Annotated in this window: 22 protein-coding genes and 1 tRNA gene; 12 read left to right on the top strand and 11 right to left on the bottom strand. The window is 70.1% G+C overall.

Annotation, left to right across the window (positions count from 1 at the left end; translation table 11 throughout):
* Positions 1–61 precede the first annotated feature (61 nt).
* The 5 genes from ACI2L1_RS10645 to ACI2L1_RS10625 all read left to right on the top strand — a co-directional run bounded on the left by ACI2L1_RS10645 (position 62) and on the right by ACI2L1_RS10625 (position 6602).
* The gene (locus ACI2L1_RS10645) at positions 62–1528 is read left to right on the top strand and encodes an aldehyde dehydrogenase family protein (protein ID WP_404738938.1); all 1467 of its coding nucleotides are present in this window, start codon (positions 62–64) and stop codon (positions 1526–1528) included.
* Entirely contained in the window at positions 1521–2729 is a 1209-nt protein-coding gene (gene lhgO / locus ACI2L1_RS10640) for an L-2-hydroxyglutarate oxidase (RefSeq protein ID WP_404738937.1), read from the top strand. The genes ACI2L1_RS10645 and lhgO overlap by 8 nt, the downstream gene beginning before the upstream one ends.
* Before the next feature lie 122 nt (positions 2730–2851).
* A complete protein-coding gene (locus tag ACI2L1_RS10635) occupies positions 2852–3712 on the top strand; it encodes an amidohydrolase family protein (RefSeq protein WP_404738936.1) in 861 nt (286 codons plus the stop codon).
* Between the two features lie 13 nt (positions 3713–3725).
* Entirely contained in the window at positions 3726–5435 is a 1710-nt protein-coding gene (locus ACI2L1_RS10630) for a thiamine pyrophosphate-dependent enzyme (protein ID WP_404738935.1), read from the top strand.
* A 114-nt stretch (positions 5436–5549) separates the two neighbouring features.
* Positions 5550–6602, top strand: coding sequence for an Ldh family oxidoreductase (locus ACI2L1_RS10625; RefSeq protein WP_404738934.1), 1053 nt, complete (start codon positions 5550–5552; stop codon positions 6600–6602).
* Positions 6603–6708: 106 nt separating this feature from the next.
* On the opposite strand, the gene ACI2L1_RS10620 is transcribed toward ACI2L1_RS10625, so the two are convergent.
* Entirely contained in the window at positions 6709–7287 is a 579-nt protein-coding gene (locus ACI2L1_RS10620) for a TetR/AcrR family transcriptional regulator (RefSeq protein WP_404738933.1), read from the bottom strand.
* A gap of 177 nt (positions 7288–7464) precedes the next feature.
* On the opposite strand from ACI2L1_RS10620, the gene ACI2L1_RS10615 reads away from it, so the two are divergent.
* Positions 7465–8892: an MFS transporter gene (locus ACI2L1_RS10615; protein WP_404738932.1), complete on the top strand. Its 1428-nt coding sequence runs from the start codon at positions 7465–7467 to the stop codon at positions 8890–8892.
* Positions 8893–8973: 81 nt separating this feature from the next.
* Positions 8974–9047 (top strand) — tRNA-Pro (locus tag ACI2L1_RS10610).
* Positions 9048–9111: 64 nt separating this feature from the next.
* Here ACI2L1_RS10610 and ACI2L1_RS10605 read toward each other — a convergent pair.
* Positions 9112–9894 (bottom strand): BTAD domain-containing putative transcriptional regulator, encoded by a 783-nt coding sequence (locus ACI2L1_RS10605; protein ID WP_404738931.1) that lies wholly within the window; start codon positions 9892–9894, stop codon positions 9112–9114.
* Between the two features lie 163 nt (positions 9895–10057).
* Complete coding sequence (locus ACI2L1_RS10600; protein WP_404738930.1) at positions 10058–10288, bottom strand: hypothetical protein; 231 nt, start codon at positions 10286–10288, stop codon at positions 10058–10060.
* 234 nt (positions 10289–10522) lie between these two features.
* Between ACI2L1_RS10600 and ACI2L1_RS10595 the strand changes: the two genes are divergently transcribed.
* On the top strand, positions 10523–11779 hold the full coding sequence (locus ACI2L1_RS10595; RefSeq protein WP_404738929.1) for an ABC transporter substrate-binding protein: 1257 nt from the start codon (positions 10523–10525) through the stop codon (positions 11777–11779).
* A gap of 24 nt (positions 11780–11803) precedes the next feature.
* On the opposite strand, the gene ACI2L1_RS10590 is transcribed toward ACI2L1_RS10595, so the two are convergent.
* The 4 genes from ACI2L1_RS10590 to ACI2L1_RS10575 are packed head-to-tail and all read right to left on the bottom strand — an operon-like array spanning position 11804 to position 15391.
* Positions 11804–12544 carry an ABC transporter ATP-binding protein gene (locus ACI2L1_RS10590; RefSeq protein WP_404739021.1) on the bottom strand — a complete coding sequence of 247 codons (741 nt, stop codon included), beginning with the start codon at positions 12542–12544 and terminating at the stop codon, positions 11804–11806.
* 5 nt (positions 12545–12549) lie between these two features.
* Positions 12550–13431, bottom strand: coding sequence for an ABC transporter ATP-binding protein (locus ACI2L1_RS10585; protein WP_404738928.1), 882 nt, complete (start codon positions 13429–13431; stop codon positions 12550–12552).
* Positions 13421–14413 (bottom strand): branched-chain amino acid ABC transporter permease, encoded by a 993-nt coding sequence (locus ACI2L1_RS10580; protein ID WP_404738927.1) that lies wholly within the window; start codon positions 14411–14413, stop codon positions 13421–13423. Before ACI2L1_RS10580 ends, ACI2L1_RS10585 begins: the two co-directional genes overlap by 11 nt.
* A 12-nt stretch (positions 14414–14425) precedes the next feature.
* Positions 14426–15391: a branched-chain amino acid ABC transporter permease gene (locus tag ACI2L1_RS10575; RefSeq protein WP_404738926.1), complete on the bottom strand. Its 966-nt coding sequence runs from the start codon at positions 15389–15391 to the stop codon at positions 14426–14428.
* A 508-nt stretch (positions 15392–15899) separates the two neighbouring features.
* Between ACI2L1_RS10575 and ACI2L1_RS10570 the strand changes: the two genes are divergently transcribed.
* Together ACI2L1_RS10570 and ACI2L1_RS10565 are read left to right on the top strand one after the other, a co-directional pair.
* Positions 15900–16799, top strand: coding sequence for a hypothetical protein (locus ACI2L1_RS10570; RefSeq protein ID WP_404738925.1), 900 nt, complete (start codon positions 15900–15902; stop codon positions 16797–16799).
* Positions 16800–17232: 433 nt separating this feature from the next.
* On the top strand, positions 17233–19074 hold the full coding sequence (locus ACI2L1_RS10565; RefSeq protein WP_404738924.1) for an ABC transporter ATP-binding protein: 1842 nt from the start codon (positions 17233–17235) through the stop codon (positions 19072–19074).
* A 64-nt stretch (positions 19075–19138) separates the two neighbouring features.
* Here ACI2L1_RS10565 and ACI2L1_RS10560 read toward each other — a convergent pair whose 3' ends face one another.
* The gene (locus tag ACI2L1_RS10560; RefSeq protein WP_404739020.1) at positions 19139–20143 is read right to left on the bottom strand and encodes an endonuclease/exonuclease/phosphatase family protein; all 1005 of its coding nucleotides are present in this window, start codon (positions 20141–20143) and stop codon (positions 19139–19141) included.
* Between the two features lie 104 nt (positions 20144–20247).
* Entirely contained in the window at positions 20248–20814 is a 567-nt protein-coding gene (locus ACI2L1_RS10555; protein WP_404739019.1) for a M15 family metallopeptidase, read from the bottom strand.
* A gap of 165 nt (positions 20815–20979) precedes the next feature.
* Between ACI2L1_RS10555 and ACI2L1_RS10550 the strand changes: the two genes are divergently transcribed.
* Positions 20980–21675 (top strand): response regulator transcription factor, encoded by a 696-nt coding sequence (locus ACI2L1_RS10550; protein WP_404738923.1) that lies wholly within the window; start codon positions 20980–20982, stop codon positions 21673–21675.
* Entirely contained in the window at positions 21668–22780 is a 1113-nt protein-coding gene (locus ACI2L1_RS10545; protein ID WP_404738922.1) for a sensor histidine kinase, read from the top strand. Before ACI2L1_RS10550 ends, ACI2L1_RS10545 begins: the two co-directional genes overlap by 8 nt.
* A gap of 15 nt (positions 22781–22795) precedes the next feature.
* Here ACI2L1_RS10545 and ACI2L1_RS10540 read toward each other — a convergent pair whose 3' ends face one another.
* Together ACI2L1_RS10540 and ACI2L1_RS10535 are read right to left on the bottom strand one after the other, a co-directional pair.
* Positions 22796–23818: a TolB-like translocation protein gene (locus ACI2L1_RS10540; RefSeq protein WP_404739018.1), complete on the bottom strand. Its 1023-nt coding sequence runs from the start codon at positions 23816–23818 to the stop codon at positions 22796–22798.
* 58 nt (positions 23819–23876) lie between these two features.
* Positions 23877–25223, bottom strand: a complete 1347-nt coding sequence (locus tag ACI2L1_RS10535) for an MFS transporter (protein ID WP_404738921.1) — start codon at positions 25221–25223, stop codon at positions 23877–23879.
* Positions 25224–25234 lie beyond the last annotated feature (11 nt).

Below are 25234 nucleotides of genomic sequence, written 5' to 3'. Positions count from 1 at the left end.
AACCTATGTCTGCCGCCCCGGGGCTGGTCCCACCCCTGCTCGGTGAGGTGTCGTGAACGGCATGCGTACTCTCGAAACCCTTTCCGGCGGCGAGTGGGTGACGACCGGCGACTGGATCGACGTCCACGACCCGGCCGACGTCCGCACTCCGATCGCACGGATCCCCGCCCTCGCCACCAAGGACGTCACCCGCGCCTACGACCACGCGGAGCGCGCCTTCGCCGTCTGGAAGCGCACCAGCCCCTTCGAGCGGGCGAGGATCTTCACCGACGCGGCCCGGCTGATCCGCGAGCGGGTGGACGAGATCGCCAAGGACGTCACCACCGAGAACGGCAAGACCCTCGCGGAGGCCACCGGCGAGACCCTCAAGGCCGCCGACTTCCTGGAGTACTACGCCGGTCTCGCCCGCCAGGGCTACGGCACCCTCCTGCACGACGTCCGCCCGCACCACCGCACCCACACCCAGCGCGAGCCGATCGGCGTGATCCTCGTGATCAGCCCCTGGAACGACCCGCTGATCACCCCGGCCCGCAAGCTCGCCCCGCTGCTCGCGGCAGGCAACGCGGCCGTGTTCAAGCCGGCCACCGAGACCCCGCTCGCGGGCCTGCACTTCGCCCGCGCCCTGCACGACGCGGGTCTGCCGGCCGGGGTGCTCAACGTCGTCACGGGCCGTACGGCCCAGATCGAGGAGGCCCTCCTCGACGACCCGCGGATCGCCGGCATCACCTTCACCGGCTCCAACGCCGTCGGCAACCGCATCCGCCGCCGCCTCGCCGACCGCAACGTCCGCTTCCAGGGCGAGCTGGGCGGCAAGAACGCCTCGGTCGTCCTGCGCGACGCCGATCTGCCCGCCGCCGCGAAGGCCGTGGTGGCCGCCTCCTTCGGCCAGGCAGGCCAGCGCTGCACCGCCACCAGCCGGGTGATCGTCGAGCAGCCGGTGTACGACGAGTTCACCCGCCTCCTCGTCACCGAGGTCGAGACCCTGAAGGTCGGCCCGGGCAGCGACCCGTCGACCACGCTGTGCCCGCTGTCGAGCCCGAAGCAGCGGGACGCCGTACTCGCCGACCTTTCGAGGGCCGTCGAGCAGGGCGCCACCGTCCTCACCGGCGGCAGCGCCGACACCGACGGCGACCGCGCCCACGGCTGCTACGTCCAGCCGACCGTCCTCGCCGAGGTGGCCCCCGCCATGGCGATCTGGCGCGAGGAGGTCTTCGGACCGGTCCTCGCGGTCCGCGCCGTCGAGGACTTCACGGAAGCCGTCGACGCCGTGAACGACTCCGACTTCGGCCTCGCCGCCGCCGTCTTCACCCGCGACCTGGCGAACGCCCACCGCTTCGCCGACGAGGCCGAGTGCGGCCAGGTCGCCGTCAACACCACGACCACCGGCTGGGACGTCCACCTGCCCTTCGGCGGCTTCCGGGACTCCGGTACGGCCTACAAGGAGCAGGGCGACGAGGTGCTCCGCTTCTCCACCCGGGTGAAGACCGTGGCGATCAACCTCGGCGCTCCGGAGCGGCCCCGTGGCTGACGCGACCGTCGGCATCGTCGGCGCCGGCATCCTGGGCCTGGCCACCGCCCGTGAGATCGCCCTGAGCCGCCCCGGCACCCGGGTCGTGGTCTTCGAGAAGGAGCAGGAGATCTCGCTCCACCAGACCGGCCACAACTCGGGAGTCGTCCACGCCGGCATCTACTACAAGCCCGGCAGCCTCAAGGCGAACCTCACAGTCAGAGGCGTCCGTCTGCTGCGCGAGTACTGCCAGGACCGCGAACTGCCGTACCGCGAGATCGGCAAGCTCGTGATGGCCGTACGCGAGGACGAACTCGGCAGGATGAACGACCTCTACGACCGGGCCAAGAACAACCATGTGCCCGATCTGCGGAAGATCTCGCGCGAGGAGATACGGGAGATCGAGCCGAACGCCGGCGGTCTCGCCGCCCTGCACTCCCCGCGCACCGCGATCACCGACTACCCGGCGATCGCCCGCGCCTTCGCCAAGGACGTCGTCGACTCCGGCGGCGAGGTGCGGCTGGGCTTCCCGATCACCTCCATCACCTCCGTGCCCGGGGGCATCGAGGTGGCATCCGGGCAGGAGCGCCTGAGGGTGGACCGGCTGATCCTGTGCGCGGGTCTCCAGTCGGACGTGCTGGCGGGGCTTGCGCAGGACAAGCGGGAACCTCGCATCGTCCCGTTCCGCGGTGAGTACATGCTGCTCAGGCCCGATCGGGTGGATCTGGTGCGCGGGCTCGTCTACCCCGTGCCCGACCCTCGGTACCCCTTCCTCGGCGTCCACTTCACGCCCCGGGTGGACGGCTCCGTGGAGGTCGGCCCCAACGCCGTCCTGGCACTGGCCCGGGAGGGCTACACACGGACCAGGGTCTCCCCGAAGCACCTCCTCGGCCTCGCCGCCTACCCCGGCACCTGGAAGATGGCGGCCCAGCACTGGCGTACCGGAATCAAGGAGTACCGCGGCTCCTTCTCCGCCACGGCCTTCATGAAGGACGCCAGGCTGTACGTGCCCGGGGTCACGGCCAAGGACGTCGTACGGGGAGGGGCGGGCCTACGCGCCCAGGCGCTGGACCGCGACGGCACCCTCGTGGACGACTTCCGCATCCATCAGGTCGGCCGGGTCACCGCCGTACGCAACGCGCCCTCGCCCGCCGCGACGGCGTCGATGGCGATCGCCGAACACATCGTCGAGGCGGTGTTCCGGAACCCGTCCGCAATCTGAAAGTTCCCTGCGTACGGCGCACTTACTGGTTGCGCTCCAGGGGGCTCCGCAAGTCCTCGCCGCCCGCCTAGCGTTCCTTCCGCACCACCCCACCACCCCGCTCAACGGAAAGAGTTGAAGCCATGTTCGTCGTCGACACCCAGATCCACATCTGGAAGGAAGAGACTCCGGACCGCCCCTGGGTGCCGGGCGCGCGGGAGCGCATCCGCCTCAACGGCCACCGCGAGGACCCCTTCTCCTACGAGGAGGCCCTGGAGCTGATGGACGAGGCCGGCGTCAACCGCGCGCTGATCCTGCCGCCGTCCTGGGAGGGCGACCGCATCGACTACGCCCTGGAGGCCTGCGAGGCGCATCCGGACCGCTTCGGCATCATGGCCCGCATCCCGCAGAACAAGCCCGAAGAGGGCAAGGCCATGCTGAAGGACTTCGCGCAGAACCCGCACGTCAAGGGCACGCGCCTGACCTTCCACCGGCCGATCGACCGCAACTGGATGATCGACGGCACCAACGACTGGTACTGGCCGATCGCCGAGGAGCTGCGCATCCCGACGATGGTCCACGCCCCCATCTGGAAGCGCGAGCTCGGCGAGATCGCCGCCAAGCACCCCGAGCTGAAGATCATCATCGACCACATGGGCATCATGGCCCGCTGCGTCGACGACGCGATCGGCTACTGGGTCCAGGAGACCGCCGACCTGGCCGCCCACCCCAACATCTACGTCAAGGTCTCCGCGCTGCCGGGCTACTCCACGCAGCCCTTCCCGAACAACAACATCCAGAAGTACGTGCGCGAGATGGTCGACAAGATGGGCCCGCAGCGCTGCTTCTACGGCACGGACATCACGCGCCTGCTGGGGCACGGCATCACCTACACCGACACGATCGAGCAGTTCACCAAGCACTGGGACTTCACGCCCGAGGAGCTTGAATGGATGATGGGCCGCGGTATCTCCGAGGTCCTGAACTGGCCGATCGAGGGCTGAGGAAGCACGAGAGATGACCGACACGACCAACTCCCCGGGCGCCGACGGCGGCGACGCTCTCGTCACCGCCTTCAACGCCGTCGGCGCCGACTACCTCTTCTGCTCGTCGGGGTCCGAGTGGGCCCCGGTGTGGGAGTCCCTGGCCCGCCGCCACCGGGACGGGCTGCCCTGTCCGGAGTACCTGGACCTGACCCACGAGACCGTGGCGGTCGGCATGGCCACCGGGTACGGCCTGCTGAAGCGCCGGCCGCAGGGGGTGCTGCTGCACGCGGCGCCCGGTCTGCTCCAGGGCTCGATGGCGGTGCACGGGGCGCTGCTGGCCGGTGTGCCGATGGTGGTCAGCTCCTCGGAGTCGACGACCTACGGCGACGGGCCGGGTCAGGACCCGGGCGGGCAGTGGTACCGCAACCTGTCCATCGTGGGCGGCCCGCACGGAGTGGCTCAGCCCTTCACCAAGTGGGCCACCGAGGCGGCCAGCGTCCACACCCTTCCCACGATGATCACGCGGGCGGCGGAGCTGGCCTGGCGGGCGCCCGCGGGGCCGTCGTACCTGAACATCCCGCTGGAGATCCTCCTGGAGGAGTGGGACGGCCGCGAGGCCAGGCCCATCGTCGCTCCCGGCTCCACGCACAGCTCACCGGAGGAGGTCGATCCGGTCGCGCAGATGATCCGGAAGGCCGTCAATCCCGTGATCGTCACGGAGACCGCGGGGCGGGAGGCCGGCGGCTTCGAGGCGCTGGTCGCCTTCGCGGAGGCATGGAACATCCCGGTCGTCGAACCGGACTCGGCGGTCTGCGGCAACTTCCCGCGAACGCATCCGCTGCACGCGGGCAGCGACATCGGGCCGTGGATGGACGAGGCGGACCTGATCCTCCTCGTGAACTGCCGCGCCCCCTTCTATCCGCCGTCGCGCCGCCCCTCCCAGGCGAAGGTCGTGGTGATCGACGAGGTGCCGCAGCGACCGCATGTGGTCTACCAAGTGCTGTTCGCGGACCGGTACTTGGAGGGGAACGTCGCCAACACGCTGCGGCAGCTGGCCAAGCGGGCCAAGGATCTCGACGAAGTGGCCCTCGGCGAACGCCGGGCGGCTCAGGAGACCCGGTTCGCCGCGGAACAGGCCGCGATCGCTGCCGCGGAGGCGCGGGCCGCGGAGGCCGAGGGCGTCGATCCGGTGTTCGTGGCGGCCAGTCTGCGCAAGCTGCTCGACGGCACGGACGGGGTCGTCGTGGACGAGACCATCACGCACAGCCGGGTGGTGAAGCGGCACGTCCGGACCTCGGCTCCCGACTCGTACTTCTACGTCCAGGGCGGGCTCGGGCAGGGCATCGCGGTCGCGCTCGGCGTCAAACTCGCCGCGCCGGAGCGGCCCGTGGTGCTCACGGTCGGGGACGGGGCGTTCACCTACAACCCGGTGATTCCGTCGTACGACGCGTCCAAGGCATATGAACTCCCGTTGCTGATCGTGGTGTTCAACAACCGGGTCTACAAGTCGATGAACCTCAACCATCGGCGGTTCTATCCGGAGGGGGCGGCCGCGGAGACGGGGGAGTGGCTGGGGACGGATCTTCGGCGACTGCCTCGGCTGGCCTCGTTCGCCGAGCCGTTCGGGATGCATACCGAGACCGTCGATACGCGGGATGCGTTGGGGCCTGCGCTGGAGCGGGCGTTCAAGGCTGTGGCGGAGGGGACGACTGCGGTTGTCGATGTGCTGGTAACGCGCTGAATTCTTTCGTCTGCGGGCCGTTTGAGGCTGGTCGCGCCCGCGCGGCGGTAGCCGCAAATCGATACAGTCCCGCGCCCCTGGAGGGGCGCTCCACGCCCAGGAGGCTTTGTCGTCATGTCCGATACACCCCCCAAGGTTCTGGTTCAGGCCGATGACCTGCGCAGCTTCTCCGCTGCCCTGCTGGAGAAGGGCGGGCTGAGCCCGGAGCACGCAGCCACCACCGCCGACGTGTTCGTCTGGGCCGCGTTGCGCGGTGTCGACTCGCACGGGATCGCCCGGGTGCCGGCCTACCTGGATCTGCTGGCCAAGGGCGTGGCCAACGCCCAGGCGGAGATCAAGGTGGAGTCGACGACCCCGGCCGCGGCTGTCCTGCACGCCGACCGTGCGCCCGGTCCCGTGGCCCTGTCCGCCGCGGCCGATGAGGCGGTGAGCCGTGCTCGTACGACCGGTATCGCCTCCGTCGGTGTTCGCGAGACCGTGCACACCGGGGCCATCGGCTACTACGTGTCGAAGATCGCCGAGCAGGGGCTGGTCGGGATCGGGTTCGTCGCCGGTATGCCGAACATGGGCTACACGGGAGTGAAGGGCGCGGCCGTGGCGACGAGCCCGCTCGCCATCGCCGTACCGTCCGAAGGTCATGCGCCCCTGCTGCTCGACATGGCCACCGCCACCATCGCCCTCGGCAAGATCCGCCAGGCGAAGGCGAGCGACACGCCCCTCCCGGAGGGCGCGGCCGCCACGGAGGACGGCACGCCGACCACGGACCCCTCGGCAGCGGTCATGCCCCTGCCGCTGGGCGGCGCCAAGGGGTCGGGCATGTCCCTGGCCTTCGAACTCCTCACCAGCGTCCTGGTCGGCGCCCCGATCTTCGCCCAGTTCCACTCGGACGACCCGAAGGGCCGCAAGCACCGCCAGAACGCCCTGCTCATCGCGGTGGACCCGGCGGCTTTCGGGGGCGCGGAGGCTTTCGCAGAGGGAGTCGACGCGACACTGGGCACGCTGAAGGGCCTGCCGGTGGCGGAGGGCGCCGAGGGCGTGTTCTACCCGGGCGAGCGAAGCGCAGGGGTGGCCTCGGCGCGTGGCCAGAAGGGCATCCCGGTCCCCCGGAAGGTCTGGCAGGACCTGACCGACCGAGCATCGGAACTAGGGGTGGCCGTACCTGCCTAGGGGCGCGGGACTGTATCGATTTGCGGCTACCGCCGCGTGGGCGCGACCGGCCCCCATCACCCGCACCCGCGAAACGACCGGCCGCCCCGCGTTCTTGGGCGTACCGTCAATGAACCCGCACTCCGTCCAGCGCGATCGAAAGCACCCGATCGCGCTGGACGTCGTCGTCGAAGGCCGTCGCCGTGATCCCGGCGACCATCCGCAGCAGATCGACGAAGTCCATGTCGACGCGTGCCTGCCCCGCCGCCTGCGCCCGCTCGAACAGCGGCCCGCCCGCCGCGTACATCGATTCCCGGCATGCCGCGAAGATCTCCGACTCGTCGTTGAGCGCCTCGCGCACCGCCCGCTTGGTCACCATGTAGCCGGCGAACCGGTCGAGCCAGGCCGTGAGGGCCTGCCAGGGTTCCTGGTCGGCGAGCTCCTGGGCCACCCGCACGAGTGTGTTGACCTCGTCCGCGTACACGGTCTCGAAGAGATGGCGGCGGGTGGGGAAGTTCCGGTACAGCGTGCCGATGCCCACGCCCGCGCGTCGGGCGATGTCCTCCAGGGACGCCTCCGCGCCGTGCTCGGCGAATGCCTCACGCGCGGCGGCGAGCAGGGCGTCGTAGTTGCGGGCGGCGTCCTTCCGGTGGGGCCGACGGGACGCGACGATCTCGCTGACGGGGAACGACGACGGGGCGGTCACGACTGCCTCCCGGGAGGCGAAACGGAGGTGTACCTCCGGAACGGTTGAAGCGGAGGTACGCCTCCGCTAGAGTGGAGGCGTACCTCCACTTTAGCAGTCGAGGTGCTCCCATCGCCCTTTCCGCGACCGCTTCCCACGAGGCTCCGGCCGCACCCCGTTCGTTCGGAGAGGCTCTCCATGCCCCGCAAGTCCACCCGCCTCACCTTCGCGGTCCTCGCGACCGGTGCCGGCGTGTTCTCCATGCTGCAGTCGCTGATCGCGCCGGCCCTGCCGACGGTCCAGCACGCGCTGCACACCTCGCAGTCCACCGCGACCTGGGTGATGACCGCGTATCTGCTGTCCGCCTCGATCTTCACGCCGATCCTCGGCCGCGTCGGCGACCTGATCGGCAAGAAGCGCACCCTCGTCGGCGTCCTGGTGACGGTGGCCGTCGGCTGTCTCCTCGCCGCGCTCGCGCCGACCATCGGCGTGCTGATCGTCGCCCGGGTCGTCCAGGGCGTCGGCGGCGCCCTGTTCCCGCTCTCCTTCGGCATCATCCGGGACGAGTTCGACGCGTCCGAGGTGAGCGGCTCCATCAGCAACCTGTCCGCCGTGATCGCCGCCGGCGGTGGCGTCGGCATGGTCGCCGCCGGTCCCATCGTGACCGCGCTCGACTACCGCTGGCTGTTCTGGATCCCGGTCGCCATCGTGATCGCCGCGACGCTGATCGCCGTACGGTATGTGCCCGAGTCGCTCAACAGGGCGAAGGGGAACGTCAATTGGCTCGGTGCCGTCCTGCTGTCCGCGTGGCTGGTCGCGCTGCTGCTGCCGCTCAGCCAGGCAAGCAAGTGGGGCTGGGGCTCGGCCCGGGTGCTTGGTCTGTTCGGCGCGGCCGTCGTGCTGTTCGCGCTGTGGCTGTTCTCCGAGGCCCGCTCCCGCACCCCGCTGATCGACCTGAAGGTGATGCGCCTGCCCGCTGTCTGGACCACCAACACCGCGGCCCTGCTCTTCGGCGCCGGGATGTACTCGATCTGGTCCTTCCTGCCGGGCTTCGTCCAGACACCGTCGTCGGCCGGTTACGGCTTCGGCGCGAGCGTCACCGCGGCCGGGCTGCTGATGCTGCCGATGCTGGTGGCGATGTTCTTCTCCGGCGTGCTCAGCGGCCGTCTGGAGCCGGTGGTCGGCGCCAAGTCCCTGCTGGTGACCGGAGCCGCGCTGGGCGCGGTGGCCTGCGGCTTCCTCGCCCTCTGGCACGACGAGCGGTGGCAGATCGCCGTGGTCGCGGGCCTGTTCGGCCTCGGCATCGGACTCGCCTTCGCCTCCATGGCCAACCTGATCGTCGGCAGTGTCCCGCCCGACCAGACCGGCGCGGCGACCGGCATGAACGCCAACATCCGCACCATCGGCGGCTCCATCGGCGCGGCCGTCACCAGCGTCCTGGTCACCGGTCACCTGCAGTCCTCGGGACTGCCGTACGAGTCCGGTTACCTGCACGGTTTCACCCTGCTGGCCGTGCTGTGCCTGGCGGCGGCGCTGGCCGCCCTGCTCGTTCCGGTACGGCGGGCCGCGCGCCGGGTCGTCACGGAGAGCACCGAAGTCCGCGAGACCGTCGCCACCCGGGGCTGACGTCCCGCCAGTCGGTCCGGCTGCGCGCGTGAGGTAGGGTTTACCTGCGCGATCACACGGAACACCCGTGGGAGACGCGGCCGGGACGTGGCGCAGCTTGGTAGCGCACTTGACTGGGGGTCAAGGGGTCGCAGGTTCAAATCCTGTCGTCCCGACTGGAGCTCGCTCCATAGTCGCAGGTCAGGGTCTTGTTTCACTCACGTGAGGCAAGGCCCTCGATCATTTTCTGGGCGCTCGTCTCACGATCCGTCTCGAACGCTCGGCCCAGCTCGTCCCCCACGACGTAACCGCTGCCCTCGTAGGCCTCGCCCGCTTGCTGCTTCTCCTGCTCCTGGCGGGTACGGAAGGCGACGAGCGCTGTGTGGACGGGCTTCGGGAGCGGCAGCACCCGCTTGCCGTTGTGCGTCTTGGGCTGGCCTCGGCCGCCTGCTGCGCCACGGCGTAACGTCCCACTTCCCACAGCCAGTTGGCCCGCACGCCGCGCACCCGACCGGCGTCGGCACGGTCGCCGTCAGTCGTCAGATCCTCCTCGGCGGCCCGCAGTTGTGATCCGACGGCCTCGCTGTCGTGCTGCTGGACGTACGCCGTCGCCGCCTTGCGGTGCAGCCTGACGGCGGCCGGGCCGCGCGCGCCGGGCCGGGCCGCGTCCAGCGCTGAGGCGTACCCGGCAGCCGTCCCGGCGACGTCCCCGGACAGCATCCGCGAATCGCCGGTGAGGTCCGGCTGGAAGACCTGGCCGGTCAGGATCTGCTCGTACCCCCGCTCTGCGGCCGGACCGGGGCCCGCCCCCGCCGCGCGCTCCAGCGCCGCACGCAGCCGCCGGTACTCGGCGAGCGCCTCCTGCCAGTCGCCCCGCGAGGCGTACACCCGCATCAGGGCCACGGCCGCGTCCTCGTGCGCCGGGTTGGCCCCCACCGCCGTGGACAGGGCCGCCGCTGCGGCCGTGTCGAAGTCGGCGCGCGCCCCGAGCGGCGGCCCAGCTCCGCCAGCAGGGGGAGGCACTCGGACCGCAGGGCCTCCTCGCGCTCGATGGCCCACTCCTCGTAGCGGTCCTCCGGAAGCAGGTCCCCGCCGTGGAGCGCGATCGCCCGCTCGTACGGCGCCGGGTCCCCGGCGCGCCGGGCCCACAGCGCCGCGTCCTCGAATGCCTCGACATCGATCCAGGTCACCGCCCGGCAGAGCCCCAGCCGCTCGCCGGATTCAGGTAGCGGTACATCGCCGCCGGGTCGGGATCGAGGGTGCGCCGGGCCTCGTGGAGCGCCTTGCGCAACTGGTTGTTGCCGGCCACCGGATCGAGCTGTGGCCACAGCAGGTCCAGGACCTGCTCGCGTTGGAGCGGTGGCCCGGCGCCGGCGCGAGCAGTTTGACGAGGCTCTTCGCCTTCCGCAGCCGCCACTGTCCGTCGGCGACCTCCCGTGGGCCCACCTGTACCCCGAAACCGCCGAGCAACCGGATCCCCAGTTCACGCATGCGCCACGCATGCACGGCCGATCTTCGAATCCACGCCCGGGAGCCTCTCCTCGCGCGCGGCTCCGTAGCCGTCCGCGACGTGCGAGTTTTACCCTCGGTAGTGAGGGCGGGCGAGGGCCGGCCTCTCGACCGGCGCCTGCCTCGACGAGAGGAGGCGGACATGAAGGCGTCAATACGGCGGTCCGCGGTCTTCACAGGCGCGGCGACTCTGCTGGTGGCGGCGATCGGCGGGACGGGCGGTGCGCAGGCCGTGGCCCCGGCCGATGAAGACGGTGAGCTCAAATTCGGCTACGTGTTGCCGGAGACCGGGCAGCTCGCTTTCCTCGGTCCACCCCAGATCGAGGCCCTGAAGCTCGCGATCAAGACGATGAACGATGCGGGCGGTGTCCTCGGCAAGCAGGTTGCGGCCCCGGTCGGCGGCGACGAGTCAGGTCAGGAAGCCGTCGCAGCCCAGTCGGCCGACCGGGTCCTCGCCTCCGGCGTGGACGCGATCATCGGCGCGGCGGCCTCCGGGATGTCGCTGGCGTTCATCGACCGGGTGACCGGAGCCGGCGTGGTCCAGTGCTCGGGGTCGAACACGGCACCCACCTTCACCGACTACGACGACGGCGGGTTCTACTTCCGCACCGCCCCGAGCGACGTCCTGCAGGCACCTGTCCTGGCGAAGGTCATTCGCGGGGACGGCCACAAACGGGTGGCGCTGATCGGGCGGGCCGACGACTACGGGAAGGGCCTGGTGGACTCCACCAAGAAGGAGTTGGAGGACGACGGTGCGACCGTGGCGCTCGCCGAGACCTACGACCCGAAGTCGACGAACTTCGACCAGATCGTGGAGAAGGTGAAGGACGCCAAGCCGGACGCGGTCGCGGTGATCGCCTTCGAGGAAGGCACACAGGTCCTGCAGAATCTGATCGAGGCAGGGCTCGGTCCTGACAAGATCGGCGTGTACGGGGCCGATGGTCTGCGCAGCGAGGAACTGGCCTCGCTCGTCTCCCCGCGCAACCCGGCGGTCCTCGCCGGCATGAAGGGAACGGCGCCTGCGTCGGCGAGCAACCCGCAGTTCGTGAAGGAGCTGAAGGCGTTCGCGCCCAAGCTGAAGGAGCTGCAGTTCGCGCCGCAGGTGTTCGACTGCGCGACGACCATCGCGCTCGCCGCGGAGCAGGCGAAGTCCGACAGCCCGGAGAAGTTCGCGGAGGAGATGGTCGGGATCACCAAGGACGGGGAGAAGTGCAACAACTTCGCAGCGTGCAAGAAGCTGATCGCAGCCGGCAAGGACATCGACTACGACGGCGTGAGCGGCCCGCTGGACTTCACCGACAAGGGTGAGCCGGGTCAGGCGACGATCGAGGTGTACGCCTACAACAACCAGGGGAAGCTGACCACGGTCCGCACCGAAGTGAGCACAGCCCAGGGCTGATGGCCTGAGGGGAGCGGAAGAGGTTCAACGGACGCGGGCCAGGGTGCCGAGGTAGAGCTCGATCACCTTCTTGTCGTGCAACAGGGCGGAACCGGTGCCGGTGTGCGCGTTGCGGCCCTGGTCCAGGACGTAGCCGCGGTCGCAGATCTGCAGACAGCGGCGGGCGTTCTGCTCGACCATGAGCACGGCGACCCCCGCTCCGTTGATCCCCTTCACTCGCTCGAACACGAGATCCTGGTGGGCCGGGGACAGTCCCGCGGACGGCTCGTCCAGCAACAGCAGGCGTGGCTCCATCATCAACGCCCGTGCCATGGCGAGCATCTGCCGCTCGCCGCCCGACATCGAGCCGGCCTTCTGCTTCCGGCGGGCGGCCAGCACCGGGAAGAGGTCCTCCAACTTCGCGGCCCGCCGGGCGAAGTCCTTGGGCCGCAGATAGATCCCCATCCGCAGGTTCTCCTCGACGGTCAGCGCCGGGAAGACGTTCTGCAGCTGGGGTACATAGCCCACGCCCCGGCGGACCTGCTCGTGCGCCGGACGGTTGGTGACGTCCTCGCCGAGCAGTCGTACGATCCCGCCGCGCACGCGCAGCAGTCCGAAGACGGCCTTGATCAGGGTCGACTTGCCGGCGCCGTTGGGGCCGATCACACCGACCAGTTCACCGGGCTCCACCCGGAGGCTGCACCCGCGCAGCACATCGACTCCCGGGAGGTATCCGGCGACGACGTCCTCGGCCGTCAGCACCGGTACGTGCTCGTCGTCGGGCATCTGGGTCACTTCTCCTCCTGCGTCGTTCCGGGTTCGTCGTGCCGCTTGCCCAGATAGGCGTCCACCACGGCGGAGTTGCGGGCGATCGTGTGCGGCGGGCCCTCCGCCACCAGACGGCCGTCCGCCATGACGGCGACCCAGTCGCTGATGCCCATCACCACGTCCATGTCATGTTCGACGAAACAGACGGTCATGCCCTCGTCCCGCAACTCGGTGATGTGCCCGAGCAGGCTCTGGGTCAGGGCCGGGTTGACGCCGGCCATCGGCTCGTCGAGCAGGACCATGACGGGCCGGGCCATCAACGCACGGGCCAGTTCGAGCAGTTTGCGCTGGCCTCCCGACAGGATGCCGGCGTAGTCGTCGCGGAGCCGCCCGAGCCGGAACCGCTCCAGCAGCTCGTCCGCCCTGTCTCGGGCCTCCCGCTCCTGCCCGTGCCACAGGGGCCGCAGCAGAGCGGGCAGCAGCTGTTCGCCGCGTTGCCCGGTGGCCGCGAGCAGCATGTTCTCTCGCACGGTCAGCCGGGGAATCACCCGTGTGAGCTGGAACGTACGGACCAGGCCGGCCCGTGCCACCCGGTGTGCGGGACGGCCCGTAAGGGGGCGTCCGTCGAAGGACCAGCGGCCGTCGTCCGCCCGGTCGAATCCGCTCACGATGTTGAACAGCGTGGTCTTGCCCGCGCCGTTGGGCCCGATGAGCGCCGTGATGGCCCCCCGCTGCACCTCCAGATGGTCCACCCGCACGGCGACGAGTCCGCCGAAGCTGCGGGTCACCTGGTCCAGGACGAGCAGCGCGTCGGGCTTGGGCACCCCCGGCTCGGGCGCGGTCGCGGTGAGCCGTCGGCCGGCCTCGGCGGACGGGCCAGGGGTGGGGGCGTGGTCATCGTTCACTGAGCAGCATCTCCTTCCGGCTGCCGAGAATGCCCTGCGGCCGGAACACGACCAGCAGGATCAGCGCGAGACCGACCAGCGCGAAGCGCACGGCCCCGATCTCGGACGTACTGATCACATCGGACGAGATGTACCCGGCGTCGATGGCCTGCCGCAGCATGCTGTCGAGGAAGGTGAGCACGAACCAGAACAGGATCGAGCCGACGACCGGTCCCAGGATCCGCCCGGCGCCGCCCAGCACCAGCAGTGTGTACAGGAAGAAGGTGACGGCCGGATCGAAGCTGTCGGGGTTCACCGACTGCACCTGGATGGCCTGCAGCATGCCCGCGACCGCCCCGATCACTCCGCCCAGCACCAGGCTCTGCATCTTGTACACGTAGACGTTCTTGCCGAGGCTGCGAGGGGCGTTCTCGTCGTCACGGATGGAGCGGATGACCCGTCCCCACGGGCTGTGCAGCAGAAGGGCGAGCAGTACGGCGGTGACGGCCACGAGTCCCCAGCCGACGATCAGCACCCACACGTCCCGTGCGTTGAACTCCACCAGCCACACCCCGTAGGTGCCCCTCGCTATCGGGCTGAGGTCGTAGAAGTCGTTCGCGAACCGCTGAAGACCGAACACCCCGCCGGTGACGTCCTCGGCCCAGCTGGAGCGGTAGAAGATCCGGAGCGTCTCCCCGGCGGCGATCGTGGTGATCGCGAGATAGTCGGCCCGCAGCCGCAGCGTCGGGATGCCCAGCAGGAGGGCCAGTACGACCGCGCAGGCCAGTCCGGCCAGTACCCCGAGCCACATGGGCCCGTCGTACGTCGACACTGTGACCGCGAGCCCGTAGCCGCCGACCAGCATGAAGCCGACCTGGCCGAAGTTGAGCAGGCCGGTGTAGCCGAAGTGCAGGTTCAGCCCCATCGCGGCGAGCGCGTAGACGGCGGCGATGGGGCCGATCCCGGACCGCAGCGCGTCGGAGAAGATGACCGACCAGTCCATGAGCCCGCCTCCTCATCCCACGCGTTCCGGGCGGCCGAGGATGCCCTGCGGCCGGACGAGGAGGACGACGATGAGGACCAGCAGCGCCCAGGCGTACTGCAGGTCGACCGGGAACCACAGGCTGGAGACCTGGGCGACGATCCCGATGACCAGGCTGCCCACCATCGCGCCGTAGGCGGAGCCCAGGCCGCCCAGGATGATCCCGGCGAACATGAGCAGCAGCAGCTTGAACCCCATGTCCCAGGTGATGATCTCCTCCAGCCCGAAGAAGACCCCGCCGAGGGCGGCCAGGGCTCCGCCGAGCATCCACACCACCAGCACCACCCGCTGCACATTGATGCCGGAGGCCTCGGCGAGGTCGCGGTTGACGGAGACGGCACGGATGGCGGTGCCGATCCGTGTCCTCTGCAGCAGTGCGGCGACGCCGAACAGCACCAGGACGGAGAGCACGGTCACCGTGAGATCCCGCGGGGTGATGCCGACCGGTCCCAGGTCGAACGCCTCCTGGATGTCGTACTGGGCGAAGGAGGCGGGCCGCGTCCCGAAGAGGATGAGCACGACGTGCCGCAGCAGCAGGGACAGCCCGATGGTCACGATGAACAGATTGATCAGCCCGGTGCCCCGTGCCCGCAGCGGGCGCCAGATGACGCGGTCCACGGCCCCGCCCAGCAGCGCTCCGACGAGGACCGCCGCGATCGTGGCCGGCACGAGGTGCCACCCGGGGCCCGCCGGGGAGACGTTGAGGAAGAAGGCGAAGGTGGCGCCGATCGTGACGAACTCGCCGTGCGCGAAGTTGATCAGGTGGATGGTGCCGAAGATCAGTGACAGTCCGACAGCGGTGATCGCGATGATCACACCGAACTGGACGCCGTCGATCAGCGCCTGCAGCAGCCGCGCACCGAATCCGCGGCCGTGCGGAACCTCGTCCTGCGCCCAGGCGGGGGATGCCCACAGCACCACCTGTGCCAGAGCGAGCACCGGAAGGAGAATCCACGGACGGCGCATGATGCTCCCGGTATGCCCCGAATGTCCCTGTCACCCAGTGTAAGAGTCTTCGGGCGCGGCGGTACGGTCAGCCTGCATCGTCATGACCGCTCGGGCGGCCGAATCCATCCCGGGGACCGCCCGACGGCTCGCTGCCGGCACGTGTACCCGCAACGTCACGCGATTCAGGCAATCCCATCCGGTAATCGCAGTGTCCCGTTACGGCACGGCACTCGCACCGTCCAGGCGTTCTTCCGGCCGCGTACGCACTGCGGGTGAATCAACGGACTTTTCCCTTCGGCGCAGGTAGCGGGTCCCTTACGGTCTCCGAATGGATCCGGCGGACGCAGGGGAGGCCCTGCGAGCGGGCGCCGGCTGAGAGGCGCACCTGATGTTGGGCTTGGGGAAGTCGCCGGACGTGCCCGGGGTCCGGTCGGCCGGCTGTCGTTGGACCAGGACGGAGATCCGGGCCGCGGTCGGAGTGGCATGCCTTGCGGGGGCGATGCTGGCTGTCACCGCGTGGTGGGCGGCCGAAAGCCTGTCCGCGCGGAGGGCGGGTTTCGGGCTGTCCGTCGGCTGCTGGGCGTTGACGGTGTCGCTGATCCTCCGTGCCCGGGAGGCACGTGGCCGGGTGCGGACGCGTCTGCTGCTGATGGCGGGTTCAGCGGCGGCCGGGGGCGTGTACCGGGCATCGGTCACCATGCTGTCGACCCACCCTCCGACGCCGGGCTCGGACGCGCGGCCGCTGCTCAGTGCGCTGGTGGTCACCGCGGTGACCGCGGCGGTGGGCCTGGGGATGGCGGGTCTGGTGGTGGCGGCCGATGCCGGTACCGGCCGGCACATGTGGCTGCGGCGCGTGCTCGACGGGGTCGTCGCAGCCGGATCCGGGTTCATGACGGGATGGCTCCTGCTGCGCGGGACCGGTGCGGGCTGGCGGCTGGAGACCGGCATGGTGGGCGTCCTGTGGACCGCTGAAGTCGTGTTCGTCGGCTTTCTGTTGGCCCTGCGCCGTCTCGTCCGGAGCGACCAGCGGGCCACGGTGGTGGTGGGGGTCGTCGGGCTGTCCCTCATGCTGATCGGCGACACCGTGCGCCTGTGGCGGGCTGGCCCGTCCCACCTGGCCGACGCCTGCGTCACCGCGGGACTGCTGGTGATCTCCGCCAGTCCCTGGGTTCCCGGCGGGGGAAGCCTGCTTGGCACGGATCGCCCGACGCTGCGGTTGGGGATGGAGGGCGCCGCGGCCTTCATCGTCCTGACCGTCTGTACCGTCACAGCGCTCAGCTACGCGCTGGCTCCCCTGGCCTGCGACCCGGTGTCGCTGTCGGTCGGCGGGACGGTGCTGTTGGGCCTTTGGGCACGCCGGACGCTGGTGCCGATCGAGCACACGACACGGGACGACTGAGTGTCAGGCCCAGGGCCGATGAGGGCCAGCGCAGGACAAGCAGGACGGCCGACGCCATGAGCAGCGAGTCGATCCGGTCCAGCAGGCGGCCGGAGCCGGGCAGCCAGCGGCCGGCTTCCTTCGTCTGCACACTCTTTTGATCACGGATTCGAGCAGGCCGCCGGCCGGGCCGCCGACCGCCACCGCCGTCGGCCGGCTCAGCGCGGCTGGCACGGCGACCCTGGCCGAGACCGACCGCGGCCCCGGCCAGGGTCCCGCTCCCCCGCCTGGCCGGCGGCAGAGGCGGCAGCCGCGGCCCGCCCAGCCCTTGCGTCACTTGAGAATTGATAGCGCCCGGGAGTCGTCGCCTGCCGGAAAACGCGTGGACCGCGAGGCCGCCCTCACGGGACACTGTCGAACTCGGACCGCTACTCCCCATGTACACAGGGTTAGGATGCAGACGCCTGAGCTAGAGAAAGTCCCGCCGCGCAAGGGCGCGGTGCTCCTCGCACTTCGTTACTACGGACGGGAGTTGGCCCGGCTCAGGTGGCTGACGGCTCCCGCCATGCTGCTGTTCGCGCTGGGCGGCATCGGCCTCAACTACATCGCCCCGCTGATCGTCGCGAAGCTGGCCGGCGCCATCGCCGAAGGCGACGAGGTCACGGTCGGCTCGGCGCTGCCGTACGTCCTGGGATTCGCCGGTGTCCTGCTGCTCGCGGAGGCACTGTGGCGGGTTGCCCTGCACTGTTTGAACCGTCTCGACGCCCTCGGGATCGAGCACCTGTACGTGATCGGGATGGACGAACTGTTCGCCAAGGACGCCACGTTCTTCCACGACAACTTCGCCGGGTCGCTCACCAAGCGCGTCCTGAGCTTCGCCACCCGTTTCGAGCCGTTCGTCGACACGCTGGCGTTCCAGGTCGTGGGCAACGTCGTGCCGCTGCTCTTCGGATCCGTGGTGCTGTGGCAGTACGAACCGCTGCTCGTCGTCGGGCTGCTGACGATGATCGCGGTGACGGCACTGTGCGCGGCACCTCTCATCCGGCGCCGCCAGGCGCTGGTCGCCGAGCGGGAGGCGGCGGTCGCCCGGGTGTCCGGGCACGTCGCCGACAGTCTGATGAACATGGACACGGTCCGCGCGTTCGGCGCCGAGGAACGCGAGGCCGCCGAACACCGCACCCGCGTCGCGACCTCACGCCGGCTCATGCTCAGGTCCTGGGACTACGGCAACCTGCGCATCGACACCTTCGTCGCACCGATGTCCGTACTCACCAACGCGCTTGGCCTGCTGCTCGCGGTCACCCTCGGCGGGGGCGAGCACGGCGTGGAGGCGGTCGTGGTCGCCTTCACCTACTACTCCAACGCGACCCGGATCATGTTCGAGTTCAACCAGATCTACCGGCGTCTGGAGAGCTCGATGACGGAGGCCGCGCAGTTCACCGAACTGCTGCTGACCCCGCCGACCGTGCTCGACCCGCCGTCGCCCGAGCCACTGCTGCCCGGGGCCGCCGACGTCCGCTTCGACCAGGTGAACTTCGCCCACACGGGCGCGGAGCCGCTCTTCGAGGGGCTCGACCTGGTCGTGCCCTGCGGGACCAAGATCGGCCTCGTCGGGCGCTCCGGCGGCGGCAAGACCACGCTCACCCGGCTGCTGCTGCGGATGCAGGACATCAACGGCGGCCGGATCCTGATCGGCGGCCAGGACATCAGCAGGCTGCGCCAGACCGACCTGCGCGGTCTGATGGCGTACGTCCCGCAGGACCCGGCGATGTTCCACCGCACGCTGCGGGACAACATCGCCTTCGCCCGCCCGGACGCCACCGATGCCGATATCCGCCGCGCGGCCGAGGCGGCACACGTCACGGAGTTCGCCGACGCGCTGCCGGAGGGCTTCGACACCCTGGTGGGCGAGCGTGGCGTCAAGCTGTCCGGTGGGCAGCGCCAGCGGGTCGCCCTGGCCCGGGCGATCCTGCGCGACGCGCCGATCCTGCTGCTCGACGAGGCGACCAGCGCGCTGGACTCGGAGAGCGAGCTCCTGGTTCAGGAGGCGCTGTGGCGGCTCATGGAGGGGCGGACCGCGCTCGTGGTGGCGCACCGGCTGAGCACGGTCGCGGGCATGGACCAGCTCGTCGTCCTCGACCGCGGGCGGATCGTCGAGCAGGGCAGCCACCAGGAACTGCTCTCACTGGACGGCCCGTACGCGAAGCTGTGGCACCACCAGTCGGGCGGCTTCCTGGAGGACGGCCTCGTGGAGGACGAGGTGCACGGCCTCGGGGAGACCTCGGTACAGCGGTGATCGGTGAGCCGATGACGGAGACAGGGGCGGTCCGCGGCGGTTGCGTGGTGGTCACCAGTGGTGGTCACCAGCTGACCCGGGCCGCCACCGGCCGGTGATCGCTGCCGGTGGCCGGCAGCACCCAGGAGCTGTCCGGCTGCAGGCCCCTGACCAGGATCTGGTCGATCCGCGCCACCGGGAACTTCGCCGGCCAGGTGAAGCCGAAGCCGTCCCCGGCCACCTCCTGAACCGAGTCCAGTCGCGAGGTGAGGCTGTCGAACTTGCGGTCGTCCAGGGTGCCGTTCAGGTCGCCGAGCAGCACGACCCGCTCGTTCGTCTCGGCGGCCATCGCCTTGCCGAGCTCCAGCGCCCCCTCGTCCCGCTGGCTCGACGACATGCCCGCCTTGGGATTGACGCGGACGGATCCCAGGTGGGCCACGTACACCGCGAGCGGCCCCCGGTCCGTGGCCACCGTGGTGCGCAGCGCCCGGGGCGTGGGCGCCCTCTCCGCGGCCGGCAGGCGCTCCGCCAGCGGGCCGGCCATGCCCTGCATCCCGACGTCGACCGTCCGGGTGTCCGACAACGGCAGCTTGCTCCACAGCCCGACCGTGCCCCGCAGCGCGTGATACGGGTACGCCTTCGCCAGGTCCTTCTCGTACGTGACCGCGGCCTGCTCGGTGATCTCCTCCAGCGCCAGAATGTCAGCCCCTGAGGCGGTCAGAGCGCGTGCGGTGCCGGCCGGGTCCTGGTTCTCGGCGCTGACGTTGTGGCTGACCACGGTCAGGTCGCCGCCCGCGTGGGACTTGTCGTCGAGCAGTCCGCCGAAGAGGCTCAGCCATGCCGTGACCGGCAGCAGCAGCGCGAGCATGGCGGAGGCGGAGCGGCGCCACACCGCGCCGACCAGCAGCACCGGGACGAAGACGCCGAACCACGGCAGAAAGGTCTCCACCAGACTGCCGAGGTTCTTGAACCCGTCCGGGATCTGCGCGTGCAGCAGCATGAGCAGGCCGAGCAGCAGCGCCAGCGCCGCGAGCACCGGGCCGCGCCTCCAGGGCCCCGGCCGGGAGACGACGTGGACCGCGCGGCGGATGCCCGCGCGCCAGGTTCCGGAGCGGGTGTCCCGGCGGGCGTCGCTGCCTTGAACCGTCTCCGTCGTGTCGACCTGTACCACCGTCTGTCCTCGCTCGCTTTCGGTCACTGTTGCATCCTGGGGTCCTGGGTGGGGTCGGCGTACATCCGCGGGCAGCCGTGGTCGACGGCTGCGGGGCGCAGTTCGTAGTGCCAGGGTTCGTTGCGGTAGAGGGGGCAGAGCCCGTACTCGGCGCCGTGTTCGGACAGCCATGCCGCCGCTGCGGAGGGTCCGATGTCGACCGCGTCGCCTGACACATGAGGTGATGTCGTCGCGGTGGCCACCCATCGGGCGGCCTCGGCCTCCGAGCCGTAGGTGGCGATGGCCTCGTGAAGAAGCTGATTCTGATACGCCGGTGAACGCCAGCCGCTGTTGACGCGGAATGCGACTCCGGAGTCCGTCGCAGCCGCGCGAAGGGCCTTGAGCAGCTCTGGATCGAGGTTGGCCACAGCCGGAATGTCGTCATCGAGGACCGTCACGCCGTCGGGGACCACACCGTCGTCCGCGTCGACCGCGACAGGGGGCTCACGGTTCTCACGATGCAGAGAATTCAGGGTCGCCGGGGCCGCGGCGGACGGAGCGGAAGAGGACTTCAGCAGCTGGTGGCCGAGGAGGGCGACGATCGCTGCGATCACGGCTGCCAGACCGACGGCTAAGAGGTAGTGAATCCGGCGGGAAGTCGTTCGTGCCGGCGGTGGGATTCGAGTCATACCGCCAGTCAAGGCAGCGGGGTGTTGCCGCCCCGTATGCGGTTTTCGATACGCCGACGATATGCGCCGACTCGTAGCATCGATGACATGCGTGTGTTGATCGTCGAGGACGAGCCCTATCTGGCGGAAGCCATCCGCGACGGACTACGCCTGGAGGCGATCGCGGCCGACCTCGCGGGTGACGGAGACACCGCTCTGGAACTGCTGAGCGTCAACGCGTACGACATCGCCGTCCTCGACCGTGACGTCCCCGGACCTTCCGGTGACGAGATCGCCCAATGCATCGTCGCCTCCGGCAGCGGCATGCCGATCCTGATGCTCACGGCGGCCGACCGTCTCGACGACAAGGCCTCCGGGTTCGAACTCGGCGCCGACGACTACCTCACGAAACCCTTCGAACTCCGGGAACTCGCGCTCAGACTCCGGGCACTGGACCGCAGACGTGCCCATAGCAGGCCTCCCGTACGGGAGATCGCGGGTCTGCGCCTCGACCCGTTCCGCAGAGAGGTCTACCGGGACGGCCGCTATGTCGCGCTGACCAGGAAGCAGTTCGCCGTGCTCGAAGTCCTTGTCGCCGCCGAGGGCGGAGTCGTGAGCGCCGAGGAACTCCTGGAACGTGCGTGGGACGAGAATGCCGACCCGTTCACCAACGCCGTGCGCATCACCGTCTCGGCACTGCGCAAACGTCTTGGCGAACCCTGGATCATCGCCACCGTGGCGGGCGTCGGCTACCGCATCGACGCGCAATCGGAGGCCGGACGTGGGGGAGGAGATCGTGGATAGACAGTCCGGGTTGAGTGTTCGCTTCCGGCTCACCCTCAGCTACGCCGGATTCCTCATGGTCGCGGGCTTTCTGCTGCTCGCGGCGGTATGGCTGTTCCTCCTGCGCTACGTCCCCGATCGGGCGATGCTCACCAACCGCGACGACGAGTCCTTGAACGGTGTTTTTCCCATCCGTTCGGTCCTCCTGGACGAATTCGCTCCGAGGGCGGCCGCGGTACTGGCGTTTCTGCTGGTGTTCGGACTCGTGGGAGGGTGGGTTCTCGCCGGTCGGATGCTCGCCCCGCTGACCCGGATCACGGACGCCACACGCACCGCCGCGAACGGATCGCTCTCCCACCGGATCCGGCTGCCGGGCCGCGAGGACGAGTTCCGCGAACTCGCCGACGCCTTCGACGAGATGCTCGCCCGCCTCGAAGCACACGTCGCCGAACAGCGGAGATTCGCGGCCAACGCCTCCCATGAGTTGCGCACCCCGCTGGCGATCTCGAAATCACTTCTCGACGTGGCCCGCGCCGATCCCCACCACGACACACATGAACTCGTCGAGCGGCTCCACGCCGTCAACACCCGGGCGATCGATCTCACCGAGGCCCTGCTCCTGGTCAGCCGTGCCGACCAGCAGTCCTTCAGCCGTGAACACGTCGATCTCTCCCTCATGGCGGAAGAGGCCACCGAAACGCTCCTCCCGCTCGCCGAGAAGCATGGCGTCATCATCGAGACCTCCGGCGACATCGCTCCCACGACCGGATCGCCGGCGCTTCTGCTCCAGTTGACGACGAACCTCGTCCACAACGCGATCGTCCACAACCTGTCCGGACCGGGCACGGTGTGGGTCACCACCGGCGTCCGTCCACGAGCCGTGCTGCTCACCGTCGAGAACACCGGTGAGGAACTCACCCCGCAGCTCGTCTCGACCCTCACCGAGCCGTTCCGGCGCGGCACGGAACGCATCCGCACCGACCACGCCGGCGTCGGCCTCGGCCTGTCGATCGTCACCTCCATCACGCAGGCGCACGACGGGACGCTGACCCTCACCCCGCGCTCCGGTGGCGGGCTGCGCATCACGGTGGAACTGCCCGCGGCGGGGCCGGACACCGGAAGTTGACAAGGAGCCGCTCCGTCACAACGGTGCCGGGGAGGACGCCCCCGCGATCAGCAGCCGGGGCGTGCCCGTGCCGTTCGCGGGGACGCTCCACAGGTCGCTGGTGCCGACCTTGCCCTCGGCGGGAAGGGCGTAGGCGACGGTCTTGTCGTCCAGCCAGGTCGCCTGGTCGTCGACGCTGTGGCGTTCGGCGAGCGGGGTCTCCTTGAGGGTGCGCAGGTCGAGGACGTACTCGTGCCAGAGGTCGGTGCGGGACAGCACCCGCTTCTTGAAGGCGACCCGGGTTCCGTCGGGGGAGAGCGAGGGGCACTCCACGTTCTCGACCAGGGTGGTGACCGACTGGCGTGAGAGCGAACCCCGCACCAGATAGGTCTTGTTGGCGGTGTTGAGGGTGGCGTAGAAGGTGTCGTCGTCGGAGGCGAAGGTGACGCCCCAGAAGTTGACGTCCGCCGCCTGGTAGGCCTTGCCGTTCAGGGTGATGGCGAACGTCTCCAGGCTCGGCGTGAGTTTCATGGTGCGGGTGTCCAGGACCGAGGTCCGGGTGGAGAAGAAGGCCGACGAGTAGGACTCGCCGGAGACGAACACGGTCCAGGCGACGAAGCGGCCGCTGGGGGAGACCCGGGCCCGGCTGGGGGTGCCCGCGAGCGCGTAGGTGTGCCGGGTGCGCAGGTCGGCGTCAAGGAGCAGGGCACGGTTGCTCTGCTTGAGCACGCCCGGGTTGGACTGGAGGCAGATACCGGTGCCGGCCGCCGCGTAGAAGCGCGCGCACTTGAGGTCCGAGGCGGTCCGCCCGGCCTTCGGGTCGGCGGACGGCACCGAAGCGACCGCCGTACGGTGCGGTCCCGCGGCCGCGTTGACGAACGTCAGGCGGTTCTTCTGGTCGAGCGTCAGCTTGCCCGTGCTGACGGCGGGGCCGCCCGCCTGCGGCTGGTTGGCCCGGTCCGCGCGGTCGGCGGCGTGCAGGACCATGCCCGTGCCCACGCCCGCGAGCAGCAGGACCGCGGTGACGAGGACGATCAGGCGGCGGCGTAGAGGTGTCATCCGGACCTTCGAGGCTGTGCTGGTCATGGGGTTCCGTGGAGTGTTGTGGCGGTCGTGGTCATCGGGCGCCGCCCGTCGGTCGCAGCACCCTGCCCGCCACGGCCGCGCAGCACAGCAGGCCGACGGCGGAGGCGGCCAGCGCCGGGCCGTCCCCCCACACCGTCCAGGCGGCGCCGAAGGCCAGCGAGCAGCAGAAGCGGGCCAGCGCCTGGCTGGTGCCCACGATCGCGAGACCGCTGGCACGCAGCTGCTCGGGCACGATGTCGGCGAGGGCGGCCGGGAGGACGCCGTCGGTGGCCGCGTAGAACACACCGTGCAGTCCGAGTACGAGGAAGGGGAGGGCCGGTGTGGCCGGGGCCCACAACAGGAAGGCGTAGCCGGTCAGCAGGGCCAGGTGTCCGGCGAGGAACACGGTGTGCCGCCCGACCCGGTCGGCCAGCGCGCCGACGGGCACGGCGAGGAGCAGGAACACCACGGCGGTGCCCAGCGGCAGCAGGGTGAACCACTGCTCGCCGATGCCCGCGCGCCGCTGCAGGAGCAGGTAGACGAAGGCGTCGCTGACGGTGGTGAGGCCGAGCAACGCGGCACAGCCGGCGAGGGCACGCAGACGGGGCAGCCGTAGCAGCGCGAGCGCTTCGCGGACGCGGACGGGAGGCTTGGCGTCGGCGGTGGGCTTGTCGTCCGCCGTACCGGCTTCGTGTGCTTCGTGTGCTTCGTGTGCTTCGGGTGCAAGGACACGCTGACCGCCGTCCTCCCCGCTGCCACGGAATGTCCGCCTGCCCGGTACGAACAGGACCAGCACGACGACCCCGAGTACGGCGACGCACGCGCTCACGCCGAACACCGCGTCGTAGCCGTCGGCCGCCGCGCTCAGGATGAGAAAGGCCGCCAGCGGGCCGAGCATCGCGCCCGTGGTGTCCATGGCCCGGTGCACGCCGAAGGCGCGGCCCTGTTTCCCGGGCGGTGTGGACAGGGAGATCATCGCGTCGCGCGGGGCGGTGCGCAGGCCCTTGCCGGTGCGGTCGACGGCGAGGACCGTGCCGAGCGCGCCGATGCTGCTCACGAGCAGGAGCAGCGGCTTGCAGAGTGCGGAGAGGCCGTAGCCGAGGCCGGCCAGCAGTTTGTGGTTGCGGATCCGGTCGGCGAGGTGGCCGCCGGTCAGCTGGACCAGCGCGCTGACGCCGTTGTAGACGCCGTCGAGGGTGCCGAACGCCAGCGGGCTGAAGCCGAGCGTGGTGACGAGGTACAGCGGCAGGACGGCGGTGACCATCTCCGAGGAGATGTCGGTGATCAGACTGACCGTGCCCAGGACGAGCACGACCGGGGCGACCCGGGGCCGTGAGCCGCGTCTTCGGCCCTGGTCGGGGCTTGCCCCCGGAGGCGCGGAGCGGTCGGTGAGGTACATGTTCGAGAACT

The organism is Streptomyces sp. NPDC019531, from assembly GCF_044903305.1.
Classification (GTDB): Bacteria; Actinomycetota; Actinomycetes; order Streptomycetales; family Streptomycetaceae; genus Streptomyces.
This window is presented reverse-complemented; position numbering and strand designations above follow the sequence as displayed.